We start from the raw sequence: 15,178 nt of genomic DNA on the forward strand, positions 1-15,178 counted from the left end.
AAAACCACCCCGCTCGGGAAGGGACGTCCGCCAATGCAAAAGCTCCTGGTCATGCAATCGCTCTGGACCATGCAGAACCTGCGCCAGCCGCCCTGCCCCGACACCCTGCCCGACCAGCTCGCGCTGATCGCCGCCCACGGCTTCGACGGGGTCGGCTCGCTCTGGATCGACCGCGAGGGCGCCCGCGAAGTGGCGCGGCGCGCCGGCGAGCACGGCCTGCTCGTCGAGGGCCTGGCGCTGCCCAACGATATCGATTCGCTCAGGCCCGCGCTCGAATGGGGCGCCGAATTCGGGCTGCACCACCTCAACGTGCAGCCCAATGTCCGCCCGCGCGGCCTCGCCGACGCCGTCCGCATCCTCGAGGGATGGCAGCGCCTGGCCGAGACGGTGGATTTTCCGGTCCATATCGAGACCCATCGCGGCCGCATGACCAATGACCTGCTGTTCACGCTCGACCTGCTGGACGCCTTTCCCTCCCTCAAGCTCACCGCCGATCTCTCCCACTATGTCGTGGGCCGCGAGATCGAGCTGCCGGTGGCGGCCGAAACCGAGGCGCAGATGGCGCGGATCCTGGAGGCCACGCACGCCTTTCACGGCCGCGTCGCCACCTGCGAACAGGTGCAGGCCGAACTCTCCTGGCCGGTCAACAAGCCCTGGCTCGACCAGTTCTCGGCCTGGTGGAAGCAGGGCATGGCCAGCTGGCGCCGCCGCGCCCCCGAAACTGGCGAGCTGAGCTTTCTCTGCGAGCTGGGGCCGCAGCCCTATGCGCTGGCCGGTCCGGACGGCGTCGACCTGGGCGATCGCTGGGCCGATTCCCTCAGGCTGCGGGACATCGCCCGGGAACTCTGGTCCGCGCTTCACTGAGTGCGGCGCGAGACGGTGCCCAGATTGTCCACCACCGTATTGGCGTCGACCATGCGCGAGGTGGTGCCGTAGCATTGCTGGCTGCGGCTCTGGTCGGTGGTGATGGTCATGATGGTATAGGCGCCCCGGCCCATGGGGAACGCCGCCCAGGAGCCGCCTCCGCCATAGTCGTTGCAGCCCGTCGCCGAGCAGATGCGCTGCTGATACTGGTAGCGCCCGTCGGGCGCATAGGTGACATAGGTTTCAGCCGTCTGCCCGGTGGCGGGCGACTGCGTCTGGGAATACCAGGTGCCGGCCAGCTGCTCCATGAAGGCGCCGTCGGCCCGCTCCTGCATCTGCGCCCAGGCCTGGGTGGCATTGGCATCGACATTGCCGTTGGCATCGGCGCAGTATTCGCCCTGCGCCAGGGCCGGACCGCATAAGAGGAGCACCGCCAGCGGCGCCCGAAAAGCCGATGAACTCGACATGGCAGACTGTCCTCCACCCAGAGCGCGCCAGACATCAAGCCACGAGCGGGCCGACCGGTAAATTCGCCAATTCGGGGTAGGGAGAAGTGGTGCCGCTTGCGTGACTCGAACACGCGACCCCATCATTACGAATGATGTGCTCTACCAACTGAGCTAAAGCGGCCGACCGCGACGGCCGCTGGGCCGATAGGTCGCCGGTCTTTTACTGAGACGCGTGTTGGCGCGCAAGGGCGAATTTGCGGGTTTTTCCCCCGGGCCGGTTTTCGGCCCTCCCGGTCAGGGAGCGGGAAGTTCTCCCGCCGATTCGGCCTGGCTCGCCGGCGCGGTCTCGACGGCCCGGCTGGCCACCGCGCTCACCGGCACCTTCCACTCGAAGGCATCGAGCTTGCCGGTGATGGGGGAAACCGGCTCCCATTCGTCGCTGGTGACGCCATCGGCGGTCCACACCGGATCGCGCGGGGCCCGCACGGCCCGGGCCAGCCACTCGCGCGCCATGCCCTGGTCCCCGTTCTGGCCTTCCTCGATCTCGGCCATCAGCAGGCATACCGCCTGGCTCGGCTCGCTGGCCGAGTAATTGGCCAGCGCATTGCGCGCCAGGCTCCAGTCGAAGGCATCGATGGCGGCGCGCGCCAGCACCAGCGCCGCCGCCCGGCTGGGCGGGGGCACCTCGATAAGCTCGCGCGCCCGCTTGAGCCGATCCACCGCCGACGCCCCGTGGGCGGCATTGGCGTAAAGGCTGGCGACGTCAGGATGTCCGGTCGCCCGGTAGACGCGCCGCAGGAGGCTCATGGCCTTGCGGCCCTCGCCGCGATTGGCCTCGATCCGGGCCGCGATCAGCGCCGCCGGCACGAAATCGGGAAGCAGCTTGAGCGCCGCCAGCGCATGGCTGAGTGCCCCCGAGGGATCGCTGATCTCGTTCTGGCGGGCCCGCGCCGTTTCGAGCACCGCCTGGCGGCGGCGCACATGGGCGCGCTCCTCGCGGCTGCGGGCCGGCTGGCTGGCGACCATGGCCAGCGCCTCGTCCCACTGCCCGCGCGCCGTGAGGTCATCGAACACCGCCGCGCTGGCCCAGCCCGGCGCCGGCGCGATCGCCACCGCCTTGCGCGCGAAGGTCAGGGCCGCATCCTTGCGCCCCTGCGCCAAAGCCTGGTCGTAAAGGCCCGAAAGCGCCGCCGCGGCCGTGCGCTGGTTGGCGATGAGGGCCCGATAATGCTCGCGGGCCGCCGGCATGTCGCCCAGCGCCAGGTCCGCCCGCGCCTCGAGCAGCCTTGCCGCCTGGTTGTCGGGCAGCCGCGCCTGCGCGTCCCGCGCCAGGCTGCGCGCCCGCACCGGGTCTCCGGCCTGGAGCGCGATGAACCCCTCCGAGAGCGCTTCCACGCCCTGGTCCTTGCGCCGCTGCCGGCTGGCGCGCGAAAAACTCGACGGCGCCCCGATGATGCGGCGGATGATGGCCCAGGCCGCGATGATGAGCACCACCAGCACCACGAGGACGAAGATGGCGGTGCCCAGCCGCGGTTGCATGCGATAGCCGCCCGCCTCGAGCGAGAGCGTTCCGGGCAGGCTCACCATCCAGGCGATGGCCGCCGCGATCAGCAGGCTGGCGATGATCCAGCTGGCGAGACGGATCATGGCGTCGTCCCCGCGGGCGCCAGCGCCTGGGCGCGCAGGGACTGGAGAAGGGCATCGGCATCGGCATGGGCCGCGATCTCGACCGATACGGCCGCCGCCGGGGCCCGCATGGGCTCGGGCAGTGCCGAGAGGAGCGCCGTGGCGGCCCCATAATCGCGCCGCGCCACCGCCGCTTCGAGCTGGGAGGCGATGGCCTCGGGCGTCGTGCCCGAGATCTCGCCGGCCGGCCGGAAGGCCAGCATGGACTTGAGCCAGTCCAGGCCCGCCTCGGTCCAGTCGGCATCGGGCTTGCCGGGCGTCGCCGCCAGCATGTCGGGCAACACCGCCTCGAACTGGCGCGTGACCTCGTCCGGACGGGTGAGCCCCTGCGCCGCCCGTTCGCTCAGCGACGTCGGCACCACCGCCCCGGGCACGATCGCCTTGAGGCCCTCGAGCTCGGTGGCGAAGGGGCGACCGCTGTCAAAGGCACTCTCAAGGCTCGAAAGCAGCAACGGCAATTGCACCGCCGGCAGTTCGGGCGCCTTCTGCGCTTCGGCGGAAAGTTCGGCGATCTTGCTGTCGGCCGTGCCCACCTTGTCCTCGAGCGTGCCCAGCTTGCCCGAAAGATCGGCCAGGCCCTGCCGCATGGCCTCGACATCGCCCGAGAGCGCAGTATCGGCCGCCTCGCCCGCTCCGCTCCCCAGGCTTTCGACCCGTGCGTTGAGCGCGTCGAGCTGGGCCTTGAAATCGGTGAGGTCGGGCACCGTCGCCGGCGCCTGGGCCTTGAGCGCCGCCACCGCCTCGTTGGCCGCCTCGAGCCTGGCATTGAAATCGTTCTGCAGGGTCGAGAAGCGCTGCGTGAGCGTATTGATGGTCGCCTGGCTGCTCTCGGAGGCATCGGCCAGGCGCTTTTCGAGCGCGGCGATGCGCGGATCGGTCTGCGGCGTCGGCTGCGGCACGACGCCCCAGGCGAGAAGCCCATAGGTAATGGCGGTGCCCAGTATCGCCCCGCCGATGATCCCGGTCAGGGCCGGCGCCCAGTGAAAACCTGATTCGGCTGCCGGGGCGCCCGGCTTGCTCCCCGCTTCGGGTTTGCTCGCCGGCCTGGCCTCGGGCTTGGCCTCGGATTTGGTATCGGGCTTCGTTTCAGGCTTGGGCGCCTCCTCCGGGCGCTGCGTGGTATCGCGCGCCGAAAGATCCAGAACGGGCGGCTTCACAGGCCCGGTATTACGCTCAGCCATGGCAAGAATCCTGTTGCGGCAAAGAATTATGACGCGTTTTGCGCGCGGGCAAAAGCCAGGGCCAGCGTCATCATGGCCTCTTCGTCCGGATGACCGGCGACCAGCACCCGCTTGAACCCGGCGGCAACCAGCGGTTCGGCGGCTTTCTGGCTGATGCAGAGCACCGCGAAATCCTCAAGGCCGCGCGCCCCGATCCGGCGCGCCGTCAGTTCGGCGAAGAGGGTCGCCGTCCGGCGTGAATAGAAGAGCCCCGCTTCGATCCGGCCCTCTTCGATCTGGGTCACGATCGCATCGGGAATCCCGGCGGCGTCCCGCATCTCGTAGACCGGCACGGTGCGCACCGCGATGCCATGCCGCCCCAGCGCCGCATCGAGGTCCCCGCTCAGGCGCGTGCCCGAGGGATAGAGGATGGGCAAGGACGGGGCGGCATCGGCGATGAGGGCCACCAGGTCCTCAAAACTGCCATTGGCGCTGCGCACGTCGGAGAAGCCGAGGAACTGGGCCTCGCGCGCCGAGCCGTCGCCCACCGCGAAGACCGGCAGGTCCTGGTAGGGGCGAACGGCGCCGCGCTCGTCGAGCGAGCGCAGCGCATTGGCGCTCGAAATGGCGATGCCGCCGAACCCGTCGGGCGGCGGCAGGTCGGTCGAGAGCGTGATGCGCTGCATCAGCGGCAGCTTGACCGCATCGAGGTTGAGGGCCCGCAGGCGGACCGTGGAATGGCCGAGATCAGGTTCAGGACGGGTGACCAGGATCGTGGTCATCGCCCGCGATCCTCGAACTGGGCGAGGAAATCCGGACCGGCAAGGTCCCGCAGCTCCTGGCCCAGATCGTGCCCGATGCGCATGGCCTCGGCGGCCGCGCCCGATCGCTCCAGTTCGTAAACGGTCTGCCCGTCCGGACTCAGGATCTGCCCGAGCAGGGTGAGCTTGTCGCCATCCCGGCTGGTCAGCGCCGCGATGGGGGTGCGGCACGAGCCGTCGAGCACGTCGAGCAGGGCACGCTCGGCGCGCAGCGCATCGTGGGTCTCGGCATGGTCGAGCACGGCCACCAGTTCGCGCGTGCGGGCGTCCTCGGAGCGGATTTCGATGCCGATGGCGCCCTGCGCCGGGGCCGGCGGGAACCGGCGCGGATCGAGCAGGCTCGCCGCCTCCCCGCTCCGGCCCAGCCGGTTGAGGCCGGCAGCGGCCAGCAGCGTGCCGTCGGCGACGCCATCGGTGAGCTTGCGGATGCGGGTATCGACATTGCCGCGGAAGGGCACGATCTCGAGATCGGGCCGGAAGCGGAGGATCTGGGCGGCCCGGCGAATCGAGGACGTGCCGAAGCGCGCGCCGCGCGGCAGCCCGTCGACGTCCCTGGCCACGAAAGAGAGAAAGGCGTCGCGCACGTCCTCGCGCTCGAGGAAGACGCTCAGTTCGAGCCCGTCCGGCAGGCGCGTCGCCATGTCCTTGGACGAATGGACGGCCAGGTCGATCTCCCCGGCCAGCAGCGCCGCCTCGATCTCCTTGGTGAAAAGGCCCTTGCCCCCCACTTCACTGAGCGGGCGGTCGGTGATCCTGTCGCCGCTGGTCGAGATCGCCTGGATGGCAATGCTGTCCTCCTCCACGCCATGGGCCTGCGCCAGCAGGCGCCGGACGAGATTGGCCTGTGCCAGCGCCAGCTGGGAACCACGGGTACCGATGCGGAGGAAGGGGGAGTGAGATTGCAATTGAGCGCTGTCCTATTGTAGGCCAAGGCGGCAGGAAGGCCATAGACCAGATCGACGTGAACGGGCAAGCGACAGAGACCATTTTGGGCATCGAGACAAGCTGCGACGAAACAGCCGCGGCTATCGTCGTGCGCGACGCGCAGGGCGCCGGCCGCATCGTTTCGAACGTGGTGCGCTCCCAGCTCGACGAGCACGCCGCCTTTGGCGGGGTAGTGCCCGAACTGGCGGCGCGCGCCCATGTCGCCTGGCTCGACCATATCATTGCCCAGGCGGTTTCCGAGGCCGGAATCGAACTCAGGGATGTCGACGCCATCGCCGCCACCGCCGGACCGGGCCTGATCGGGGGCGTCCTTGTCGGGCTCACCACCGCCAAGGCCCTGGCTGCCGCGCTCGGCAAGCCGCTGGTCGCGGTCAATCACCTCGAGGGACACGCCCTCACCGCGCGGCTGACCAACGCCGTCCCCTTCCCCTACCTGATGCTGCTGGTCTCGGGCGGGCACAGCCAGTTCGTGCTGGTGCGCGGGGTGGGCCAGTACGAGCGCTGGGGCACCACGATCGACGATGCGCTGGGCGAAGCCTTCGACAAGGTGGCCAAGCTGCTCGACCTCGGCCATCCGGGCGGACCGCAGGTCGAGATCGCCGCCCGTTCGGGCGATCCGTCCCGCTTCAAGTTTCCCCGGCCACTTTTGCGTGAAGAGCGCCTCGACTTCTCCTTTTCCGGCCTCAAGACCGCCGTGCGCCTCGCCGCCGAATCGATTGCGCCGCTGACAGACCAGGACGTCTACGACATCGCCGCCGGCTTCCAGCTGGCCGTCACCGATATCGTCGCCACCCGGACGAGGCAGGCCCTGGTCCGGTTCAAGGCCGAGTTCGCCGGCGAGCCGATCCGCATGGTGGTGGCGGGCGGGGTCGCCGCCAACCGCGCCATCGGCGCCGCCCTGCGCGCCGTCACCGAAGAGGCCGGCGCCGAGCTCGTCATCCCGCCGCCCGCCCTGTGCACCGACAATGGCGCCATGGTGGCCTGGGCCGGGGCCGAGCGCCTGGCGCTGGGCGACACCGACCGGCTCGATTTCGTAGCCCGGCCGCGCTGGCCGCTCGATTCGGAAGACATGGGGCTCCATCATGGCGCTTGAAACCGTCTCGGTCATCGGCGCGGGCGCCTGGGGCACCGCGCTCGCCCAGGCCGCCGCCATGGCGGGGCGCAGGGTACGCCTCCACGGCCGCTCGGGCGACCTCGCCAGCGAAGTCAACCAGTTCCACACCAACGAGCGGCACCTGCCCGGCCAGACGCTGCACCCGGCCATAACCGGCTTTGCCGATTGCGAGCGGGTCGCCGAGGCCGATTTCATCATCCTGGCCGTCCCGGCGCAGGCCAGCCGGGAGGCCATCATCCAGGCCGGGGCCGACGCCTTCGCCGGGCGGCCGGTGATTCTGTCGGCCAAGGGCCTCGAGCACGAGACGCTGCTGCGCCAGAGCGAAGTGCTCGGTCAATTGGCCCCGCAGGCCCAGCCCTATGTGCTCTCGGGTCCCAGCTTTGCCGCCGACGTGGCGGCGGGCCGCCCCACCGCCGTGACCCTGGCAGGACGCGACGCCGAGCCGCTGGCCGCCGCGCTCGCCGGCCCGAGTTTCCGGCCCTATGCCGCCGACGACATCGTCGGGGTGGAGCTGGCCGGCAGCCTCAAGAACGTCTACGCCCTGGGATGCGGCGCTGTCGAAGGCGCGGACCTGGGCGCCTCGGCCCGCGCCGCCTTCCTGGCCCGCGCCTATGCGGAAATGGCCCGGCTGGTCGAGGCCCTGGGCGGTTCGCCCGCGACCCTGACGGGCCTGGCGGGCCTGGGCGACCTCACCCTTTCGTGCACCTCGACCCAGTCGCGCAATTACCGCACGGGCCTGGCGCTCGGCCGCGGCCTGCCGCTCGAGGGGATCGGCCTGGCCGAAGGCGTGGCCACCGCGCCCGTCGCCCGGGATCTCGCCCGGCGGCTCCATATCGACGCCCCGCTCATCGAGGCGGTCAACCTGCTGCTCACGGGCACCACCAGCATTTCGTCAATCGTTGCCGGGCTCATGGCGCGCCCGCTCAAGAGGGAGACCTGACCCATGCCGCTTTATTCGTTCATCGCCAAGGACAAGGCCGGCGCACTCGACCAGCGCATGGCCGTGCGTCCCCGGCACCTCGAACATCTGGACAGCCTCGGCGACACCCTGGTGCTGGCCGGCCCCTTCCAGACCGAGGACGGCAAGTCCACCGGCAGCCTGATGGTGATCGAGGCCGACGACCTGGATGCGGCCAAGACCCTTTTCGCCAAGGACCCGTTCGTGGCCGAAGGCATCTTCGAATCCTACGAGGTCAGCCGCTGGTCGCTGACCATCAACAAGGCGGCGGGGCGCTGACGATGGCCTATTGGCTGATGAAATCGGAGCCGGACGTCTTCTCGTTCACGGACCTGACCAACAAGCCCCTCGAGGAGTGGCACAGCGTGCGCAACTATGCGGCGCGCAACAACATGAAGGCCATGAAGAAGGGCGACAAGGCCTTCTTCTACCACTCCAATATCGGCAAGGAGATCGTGGGCATCATGACCATCGTCAACGAAGCCCACCCCGATTCCACCGCCGAGATCGTGGACGGCAAGATCGTCTGGGAATGCGTGGACGTGGAAGCCGACAAGCCCCTGCCCACCCCGGTGACGCTGGCCCAGATCAAGGCCGACCCGTTCCTCCAGGACATGGCCCTGATCAAGCTCTCGCGCCTTTCGGTTTCGCCCGTCACCGCGGCGGAATGGGACTATATCTGCAAGCTCGGCGGGCTCTGACGCCTCGCGCGTTTACGCTTCGCTAGCCATGATCGTTCATGCTTCCCCCAAGCGCCGCGCTCGGCGCCGTGGAGGGGAAAATGGATCATCTTGCCGTCAACTGGCTGGCTATCGTGCTGGCCACCGTCGCCAGCATGGCGCTCGGTTTCGTCTGGTACATGGCGCTCTCGCGCCAATGGCTCGCTGCCCTCGGCAAGAAGCGCGAGGACCTCAATTCGAGCGATCCCTCGCCCTATGTCTGGTCGGTCATCGTCCAGTTCGTCATGGCCTATTTCATCGCCCTGCTGACCCCCAAGCTCTTCGGGTCCACCGACGTCGCCAACGGCATCTGGTGCGCCATCCACATGTGGGTCGGCTTCGTGATCACCGCCATGATCCTCAACCACCGCTACCAGGGCCAGAAATGGTCGCTGACCGTGATCGACGGCGGCTACCTGCTCGGCGTGCTCCTCGTCCAGGGCGTGGTGATCGGGCTTTTCGGCTAGAAATCGCTGGTGAGGCCCTTGATCTCCCAGTCCCCGTAGCGATTGGGTTCGAGCCCGCCCCGGCCACCCTCCTCGCGCGGCGCTTCGGTTGTGCGCGCGTCGATGGCGGCGCGCCGGGCTTCCGCTTCGGCCAGGGCCCGGCGGGCAGCGTCCGATAGCGGCTTGCGGGGTGCGGGTTCGGAGGTGTCGGTCATTGCTGGGCGGCCCGGATCTTGCGGCTGGAACAGCCCGCTCTTGTATGCAGGGCAGGCAACGACCATCATAATTGGGGAGTTTTCTCCAAGTCGAGGTCAAATGCTCAACGCAGTTCGCACCGGTGTCCTTCTCGCCGCCCTCACCGCCCTCTTCATGGGGGTGGGTTACCTCATCGGGGGCTCGAGCGGCATGATGATCGCCCTGGGGGTGGCCGTGGTCACCAACCTGTTCGGCTACTGGAACGCCGACAAGATGGTGCTGCGCATGCAGAACGCCCAGCCCGTCGACCCTCGTTCGGCGCCCGACCTCTACAACATGGTCGAGGGGCTGGCCCGCAACGCGGGCCTGCCCACGCCCGCCATCTACCTCATCCACACCGACCAGCCCAACGCCTTCGCCACCGGCCGCAACCCGCAGAACGCCGCCGTGGCCGTCTCGACCGGGCTGCTCCAGCGGCTCGAACCGCGCGAAGTGGCGGGGGTCATCGCCCACGAACTGGCCCATATCCGCAATCGCGACACGCTCACCATGGTCATCACCGCGACCGTGGCCGGCGCCATCTCGATGCTGGCCCAGTTCGGCCTCTTCTTCGGTGGCGGCAACAACAACCGCGACAATCCGCTCGGCGGCATCGGCACGCTGCTGGCGGTGCTGGTGGCCCCGCTCGCCGCCATGCTGGTGCAGATGGCCATCAGCCGCACCCGCGAATACGAAGCCGACCGGGACGGCGCCCGCATCTCGGGCGATCCGCTGGCCCTGGCCTCGGCGCTCTCCAAGATCGCCACCGCCGCCCCGCGCACCGTCAATGTCGGCGCCGAGCGCAACCCGGCCATGGCCCATCTCTACATCATCAACCCGCTCTCGGGGGCCCGCATGGACAACCTGTTCTCGACCCACCCCGATACCGGCAACCGCATCGATGCCCTGCGCAAACTTGCCGAATCGATGCAGGTGGACGACAAGGGCCGCCGGCCCCAGCCGCACGAGCGCTCGTCCGATCCGGTGCGCGGCGGCTGGCGCGTACCGCCCACCGGGCGGCTCGATGACACGGGCAGCCGCAACGGGCCGCCTCGCGGACCCTGGGGTTAACCGATTTTGCCCAAAGAAAAGAACCCGCCGGGGCTCAAGCTCCGCCTCCTTGCCGCCGAGCGGCTGGCGCTCGTTTTGGGCGGCAACAATTTTTCGCCCTTCGGCGCCGGCGAGATCGCCGACAGCCGCGACCGGGCCCTGGCCAATCGCCTCGTCACCACGGCGCTGCGCCGTCACGGCCAGATCGACATGGCGCTGAGCGAACTGCTCGATCGCGGCATGCCCAAGAAGTCGGGCAGCTTCGAAGCCGTGCTGCGCCTCTCGCTGGCCCAGTTGCTGTTCCTGCCGGACCTGGGCGCCCACAGCGCCCTGTTCCTCGCGGTCGAAGCGGTCAAGGCCGACCCCAGGGCGCGCCATCTCTCGGGCCTGATGAACGCGGTGCTGCGCCGGGCCCAGGCCAATTCCGCCCGCCTTTCGGCCATGAGCGACGACCTGCTGTTCCCGCCCGCCATCCGCGAGTTCTGGAGCCGGGCCTATGGCGAGGACAATCTCGACCGCTTCGCCCAGGCCCTGCTCGAGGGCGCTCCGCTCGACCTGACGCTCAAGGACAACGATCCCGAGCTCATCGAGGCCCTGGGCGCCACCCCGCTTGGCTTCGACACCGTGCGCATCGCCAGCCGCGACAAGCCGGTCGAGGGCCTTTTCGGCTATGACGAGGGCCGCTGGTGGGTGCAGGACGCCGCCGCCGCCGTGCCTGCCCGCCTGATCACGCTCGCCCCGGGCGCCAGCGTCGCCGATTTCTGCGCCGCCCCGGGCGGCAAGACCGCCCAACTGGTCAAGGCCGGCTATGACGTGACCGCGCTCGACGCCGACCCGGCGCGGGTCGAACGGCTCAACGCCAATCTTTCGCGCCTGGGCTATGCCGCCCGGATCGCCATCGGCGACGCCGCCGACTTCCGCCCGCCTGCGCCGTTCGACGCCATCCTGCTCGACGCCCCCTGCACCGCCACCGGCACCTTCCGGCGCCATCCCGAGGTCATCTGGCACCGCACCGACAAGGACGTCGAGAGCCGCGTGGCGCTGCAGCGCCAGCTCCTCGCCAACGCCGCCCGCTGCCTCAATCCGGGCGGAGTTCTTGTCTATTGCGTGTGTTCGCTCGAGCCGCAGGAGGGCGAGGACCAGGTGCGTTGGGTCGCAGGGCACCTCAAGGACCTCGAACTCCTACCCGTCACGCCCGAAGAACTGGGCTGGCTCGGGCCGGCCGCGCTGGCCGACGGCACGGTGCGCCTGCATCCCGGATTGCCGATGCCCGAAGGCGTCGAAGGCGCCCTGGACGGGTTTTTTGTCGCACGTTTCCGCCGGACCGGCGGATAGGGGTTGGAAAGTCTTTACCGGTTCTCTACGCCTGAGCGCTAGATTCGCCGGTCGGGCTCTGAGAGGGCGCGTATTTGTTAAGTGTGATTCGGTTCCTCGCATGGCGCTGGACCTTCGGGGCCATCGACTATGCGGTGACCATGCCGCTATTGCGCTGGACCTGGCAGGGGCTATCCGAGGACGCCTTCGCCGGTTCATTGCCAGAATTCCGGCCAGCCGATGCCGAAACCGTCATCGACATGATGCAGGGGCGCTATCTGCTGGCTTCCAAGCTGGTGGACACGCAAGGCACGTCTCCCTTTTCCATCGAGGTCGATAGCGAGGACTGGCTGCAGGTGCTGCACGGCTTCGCCTGGCTGCGCCATTTCCGCGAGATCCGCGATGACGGCTCCAAGCGCTTCGCGCGCACCCTCGTGCTCGACTGGATCGGGCGCGAAGGCCAGTTCGACGCCGAAACCTGGGCCCCCGGCCTCACCGCCCAGCGCGTGCTCAACTGGCTGCGCCACTATCCGCTGCTGACCGAAGGCGCCACGCCCGAACAGGCCGCCAGCATCGCCCGCGCCCTGGGCACGCAGGTGCAGTCGCTCCGGGTGCGCGCCCGCTTCGTCACCGAGCCGCACGAGCGCGCCCTGGTGGCCGCCGCCCTTGTCGGCGCCGCCCTCTGCGACAAGGAAGGCCGCGGCGAGATCGAAAAATACGCTACGCGCCTCATCCAGGTGCTCGACAGCCAGATCGACGCCGACGGCATCCACCTTTCGCGCAGCGCCCGCATCCAGCTCGCCCTGCTGGTGGAACTGGCCACCATCCGCGCCGCGCTGGTGCGCGACCACGCCGATATCGCCCGCGAGCTCGGCACGCGCGTGGACGCCATGCATGGCGGCCTCGACGCCCTGACCCTGGGCTCGGGGGAGCCGGCCTATTTCCATGGTACCGGGCAGATCGCCCATGACCTCCTGGTCTCGGTGCAGGCCCAGAGCCCCGAGCGGCAGCGCGCCATCGGCAGCCGCCTGTTCTCGGGCTACGGGCGGCTGGAAGCCGGCCCCGCCACCGTCATCGCCGATGCGGGCCTGGTGCCCGACCTGCCCTTTGCGGGCGAAGCGGCCTCGAGCCCGCTGGCCTTCGAATTCTCCTACGGCACCGAACTCATCGTCGGCAATTGCGGCCCGGCCCCGGCCGAACTGCCCGACAGCAAGCCGCTCTTCCGCCGCGGCATCGCCCATACCGGCCCGACCATCAACGCCGAGTCGGCCGACGACTTGCCCGAAAAAGGCGCCCTTTCCGGTCGCCTGCGGGCACGGGCCGAGCCGATTGCGGCCACCCTCGAAACGGACGAACCCGCCCTCACCCTCGCCACCGCCGGCTACGAGGCGCCATTCGGCGTGGTGCTCGAGCGGCGCATGACCCTCCTCAACGAGGGCAAGACCCTCGTCGGCCAGGACAAGGCCGTGGCTTCGGGAGAAACCGTCTCGGGCGTGGTGACGCTGCGCTTCCACCTCGCGCCCGGCGCCGAGGTCTGGCACGGCACCAGCGAGAACATCGCCCGCGTCTATCTCGCCAACGGCACAACTTGGACCTTCCTCTGGGAAGGGGCCGAAATGCGCGAGGAGGAAAGCGTGCGCCAGTCGGCCTATTTCGGCCTCCACCGCACCCAGCAGATCGTTCTGGAGGCCCAGGTCGAGGCCGGACACGAGATCGCCTGGATTTTCACCCTCGAGGAAGACTGATCCCGGTTCACATTGCCGCCCCGACGTGGTAGCGAGCCCGCAGAATTTCCCAGAAAAATTTCGGCGGTGGTGACGATGGACGACGTGGTCAAAATCGGAAGGGCTTTGCTTTCGGTTTCCGACAAGGCGGGGATGGCCGAATTCGCCAGGGACCTGGCCTCCCTCGGGGTCGAGCTGGTTTCGACCGGCGGCACCCACAAGCTGATCGCCGATGCCGGCGTCAAGGTGCGCGAGATCTCCGACCTTACCGGCTTCCCCGAGATGATGGACGGCCGCGTCAAGACGCTGCACCCCAAGGTCCATGGCGGCCTGCTGGCGGTGCGCGACAACCCCGAGCACAAGGCGGCCATGGAGGCCCACGCCATCGCCCCGATCGACCTGGTGGTGGTCAACCTCTACCCCTTCGAAGCCACCGTCGCCAAAGGCGCCGACTACGATACGACGATCGAAAACATCGATATCGGGGGGCCGGCCATGATCCGCTCGGCCGCCAAGAACCACGCCTTCGTGACCGTCATCGTCGATCCGGCCGACTATGGCGCGGTGATCGCCGCCATCCGCGCCGAGGGCGGGGTGCCCTATGCGCTGCGCCAGCGCCTCGCCGCCAAGGCCTATGCCCGCACCGCCGCCTATGACACGGCGATCTCGACCTGGTTCGCCCGGGAAATCGACTACCAGGACATCCCCTATCGCAGCTTTGCCGGCACGTTGCGCGAAGTCATGCGCTATGGCGAAAATCCGCACCAATGGGCGGGCTTCTACACCACCGGCGAGCCGCGCCCCGGCGTTTCGACCGCCACCCAGGTGCAGGGCAAGACCCTCTCCTACAACAACATCAACGACACCGATGCCGCCTTCGAGCTGGTCTCCGAATTCGACCCCAGCGAGAGCGCGGCCGTCGCCATCATCAAGCACGCCAATCCCTGCGGCGTGGCGGTGGCGGACAATGTGGTCGATGCCTATAAGCTCGCCCTGCGCACCGATCCGGTCAGCGCCTTCGGCGGCATCGTCGCCATCAACCGCGAGATCGACGCCAGGGCGGCCGAGGAGATCGTCAAGGTCTTCACCGAGGTGATCGTGGCTCCTGCCGCCACCCAGGAGGCCATCGACATCATCGCGGCCAAGAAGAACCTGCGCCTGCTGCTCACCGGTGGCCTCGCCGACCCCAAGGCGGCGGGCCTGACCGTGCGCACGGTCGCCGGCGGGCTCCTCGTCCAGACGCGCGACAACAAGAATGTCGACGACACCGAGTTCAGGGTCGTGACGAAAAAGCAGCCGACGACCCAGGAACTGGTGGATCTCAAGCTGGCCGCCAAGGTGGCCAAGCATGTCAAGTCCAACGCCATCGTCTATGTCCGCGAGGGTGCCACGGTCGGCATCGGCGCCGGGCAGATGAGCCGGGTCGATTCGAGCCGCATTGCCTCGCGAAAGGCCCAGGATGCCGCCGAAGCCGCCGGGATCACCGAGAGCCTGACCAAGGGCTCCGCCGTGGCCTCGGACGCCTTCTTCCCCTTCGCCGACGGCCTCCTGGCCGCGGTCGAGGCCGGCGCCACCGCCGTGATCCAGCCGGGCGGCTCGATCCGCGACGAGGACGTCATCAAGGCCGCCGACGATGCCGGCATCGCCATGGTCTTCACCGGCATGCGCCATTTCCGGCACTAGGCCGCTTTTCG

The 15,178-nt window shown here is 68.9% G+C and carries 16 protein-coding genes and 1 tRNA gene; 10 read left to right on the top strand and 7 right to left on the bottom strand.

Features of this window, described 5'->3' with window-relative positions; translation table 11 throughout:
• The first annotated feature begins 33 nt into the window (after positions 1–33).
• A complete protein-coding gene (locus FNA67_RS20485) occupies positions 34–864 on the top strand; it encodes a sugar phosphate isomerase/epimerase family protein (protein WP_147657975.1) in 831 nt (276 codons plus the stop codon).
• Here FNA67_RS20485 and FNA67_RS20490 read toward each other — a convergent pair.
• From FNA67_RS20490 to hemC, 6 genes are all read right to left on the bottom strand, one after another.
• Complete coding sequence (locus FNA67_RS20490; RefSeq protein ID WP_147657976.1) at positions 858–1,331, bottom strand: hypothetical protein; 474 nt, start codon at positions 1,329–1,331, stop codon at positions 858–860. The two genes, FNA67_RS20485 and FNA67_RS20490, sit on opposite strands and share 7 nt — an antisense overlap.
• Before the next feature lie 87 nt (positions 1,332–1,418).
• A tRNA-Thr gene (locus tag FNA67_RS20495) sits at positions 1,419–1,494 on the bottom strand.
• A gap of 113 nt (positions 1,495–1,607) precedes the next feature.
• A complete protein-coding gene (locus tag FNA67_RS20500; protein WP_147657977.1) occupies positions 1,608–2,960 on the bottom strand; it encodes a heme biosynthesis protein HemY in 1,353 nt (450 codons plus the stop codon).
• Positions 2,957–4,180, bottom strand: a complete 1,224-nt coding sequence (locus FNA67_RS20505; RefSeq protein WP_147657978.1) for a COG4223 family protein — start codon at positions 4,178–4,180, stop codon at positions 2,957–2,959. Before FNA67_RS20505 ends, FNA67_RS20500 begins: the two co-directional genes overlap by 4 nt.
• A gap of 26 nt (positions 4,181–4,206) precedes the next feature.
• Entirely contained in the window at positions 4,207–4,941 is a 735-nt protein-coding gene (locus FNA67_RS20510) for a uroporphyrinogen-III synthase (RefSeq protein ID WP_049706922.1), read from the bottom strand.
• Positions 4,938–5,885: a hydroxymethylbilane synthase gene (hemC, locus tag FNA67_RS20515; protein ID WP_049706923.1), complete on the bottom strand. Its 948-nt coding sequence runs from the start codon at positions 5,883–5,885 to the stop codon at positions 4,938–4,940. The genes FNA67_RS20510 and hemC overlap by 4 nt, the downstream gene beginning before the upstream one ends.
• An 80-nt stretch (positions 5,886–5,965) precedes the next feature.
• Here hemC and tsaD point away from each other — a divergent pair, with 80 nt between their 5' ends.
• From tsaD to FNA67_RS20540, 5 genes are all read left to right on the top strand, one after another.
• The gene (gene tsaD / locus FNA67_RS20520; RefSeq protein ID WP_147658267.1) at positions 5,966–7,018 is read left to right on the top strand and encodes a tRNA (adenosine(37)-N6)-threonylcarbamoyltransferase complex transferase subunit TsaD; all 1,053 of its coding nucleotides are present in this window, start codon (positions 5,966–5,968) and stop codon (positions 7,016–7,018) included.
• Complete coding sequence (locus tag FNA67_RS20525; RefSeq protein ID WP_147657979.1) at positions 7,008–7,979, top strand: NAD(P)H-dependent glycerol-3-phosphate dehydrogenase; 972 nt, start codon at positions 7,008–7,010, stop codon at positions 7,977–7,979. Before tsaD ends, FNA67_RS20525 begins: the two co-directional genes overlap by 11 nt.
• Positions 7,980–7,982: 3 nt before the next feature.
• Positions 7,983–8,276, top strand: a complete 294-nt coding sequence (locus tag FNA67_RS20530; protein ID WP_049706925.1) for a YciI family protein — start codon at positions 7,983–7,985, stop codon at positions 8,274–8,276.
• A gap of 2 nt (positions 8,277–8,278) precedes the next feature.
• Positions 8,279–8,698 carry an EVE domain-containing protein gene (locus FNA67_RS20535; RefSeq protein WP_049706926.1) on the top strand — a complete coding sequence of 140 codons (420 nt, stop codon included), beginning with the start codon at positions 8,279–8,281 and terminating at the stop codon, positions 8,696–8,698.
• 80 nt (positions 8,699–8,778) lie between these two features.
• Entirely contained in the window at positions 8,779–9,183 is a 405-nt protein-coding gene (locus FNA67_RS20540; RefSeq protein ID WP_170267381.1) for a DUF1761 domain-containing protein, read from the top strand.
• Here the strand turns inward: FNA67_RS20540 and FNA67_RS20545 are convergent.
• Positions 9,180–9,377 carry a DUF1674 domain-containing protein gene (locus FNA67_RS20545; protein WP_049708200.1) on the bottom strand — a complete coding sequence of 66 codons (198 nt, stop codon included), beginning with the start codon at positions 9,375–9,377 and terminating at the stop codon, positions 9,180–9,182. The two genes, FNA67_RS20540 and FNA67_RS20545, sit on opposite strands and share 4 nt — an antisense overlap.
• Before the next feature lie 100 nt (positions 9,378–9,477).
• Here FNA67_RS20545 and htpX point away from each other — a divergent pair, with 100 nt between their 5' ends.
• From htpX to purH, 4 genes are all read left to right on the top strand, one after another.
• Positions 9,478–10,467: a zinc metalloprotease HtpX gene (htpX, locus tag FNA67_RS20550; RefSeq protein WP_147657981.1), complete on the top strand. Its 990-nt coding sequence runs from the start codon at positions 9,478–9,480 to the stop codon at positions 10,465–10,467.
• A 6-nt stretch (positions 10,468–10,473) separates the two neighbouring features.
• Positions 10,474–11,781 (top strand): RsmB/NOP family class I SAM-dependent RNA methyltransferase, encoded by a 1,308-nt coding sequence (locus FNA67_RS20555; RefSeq protein ID WP_147657982.1) that lies wholly within the window; start codon positions 10,474–10,476, stop codon positions 11,779–11,781.
• Positions 11,782–11,864: 83 nt separating this feature from the next.
• Entirely contained in the window at positions 11,865–13,505 is a 1,641-nt protein-coding gene (locus FNA67_RS20560) for a heparinase II/III family protein (protein WP_244616717.1), read from the top strand.
• Positions 13,506–13,580: 75 nt separating this feature from the next.
• Positions 13,581–15,167, top strand: coding sequence for a bifunctional phosphoribosylaminoimidazolecarboxamide formyltransferase/IMP cyclohydrolase (gene purH / locus FNA67_RS20565; RefSeq protein WP_147657984.1), 1,587 nt, complete (start codon positions 13,581–13,583; stop codon positions 15,165–15,167).
• Positions 15,168–15,178: the final 11 nt, after the last annotated feature.

This window comes from Youhaiella tibetensis (genome assembly GCF_008000755.1).
In the GTDB taxonomy this organism is placed as follows: domain Bacteria; phylum Pseudomonadota; class Alphaproteobacteria; order Rhizobiales; family Devosiaceae; genus Paradevosia; species Paradevosia tibetensis.

Bases quoted from the DNA above. Each gene is read 5' to 3' on its own strand.
- FNA67_RS20485 (WP_147657975.1), top strand. From the start codon at position 34: ATGCAAAAGCTCCTGGTCATGCAATCGCTCTGGACCATGCAGAACCTG.
- FNA67_RS20490 (WP_147657976.1), bottom strand. From the start codon at position 1,331: ATGTCGAGTTCATCGGCTTTTCGGGCGCCGCTGGCGGTGCTCCTCTTA.
- FNA67_RS20500 (WP_147657977.1), bottom strand. From the start codon at position 2,960: ATGATCCGTCTCGCCAGCTGGATCATCGCCAGCCTGCTGATCGCGGCG.
- FNA67_RS20505 (WP_147657978.1), bottom strand. From the start codon at position 4,180: ATGGCTGAGCGTAATACCGGGCCTGTGAAGCCGCCCGTTCTGGATCTT.
- FNA67_RS20510 (WP_049706922.1), bottom strand. From the start codon at position 4,941: ATGACCACGATCCTGGTCACCCGTCCTGAACCTGATCTCGGCCATTCC.
- FNA67_RS20525 (WP_147657979.1), top strand. From the start codon at position 7,008: ATGGCGCTTGAAACCGTCTCGGTCATCGGCGCGGGCGCCTGGGGCACC.
- FNA67_RS20530 (WP_049706925.1), top strand. From the start codon at position 7,983: ATGCCGCTTTATTCGTTCATCGCCAAGGACAAGGCCGGCGCACTCGAC.
- FNA67_RS20535 (WP_049706926.1), top strand. From the start codon at position 8,279: ATGGCCTATTGGCTGATGAAATCGGAGCCGGACGTCTTCTCGTTCACG.
- FNA67_RS20540 (WP_170267381.1), top strand. From the start codon at position 8,779: ATGGATCATCTTGCCGTCAACTGGCTGGCTATCGTGCTGGCCACCGTC.
- FNA67_RS20545 (WP_049708200.1), bottom strand. From the start codon at position 9,377: ATGACCGACACCTCCGAACCCGCACCCCGCAAGCCGCTATCGGACGCT.
- htpX (WP_147657981.1), top strand. From the start codon at position 9,478: ATGCTCAACGCAGTTCGCACCGGTGTCCTTCTCGCCGCCCTCACCGCC.
- purH (WP_147657984.1), top strand. From the start codon at position 13,581: ATGGACGACGTGGTCAAAATCGGAAGGGCTTTGCTTTCGGTTTCCGAC.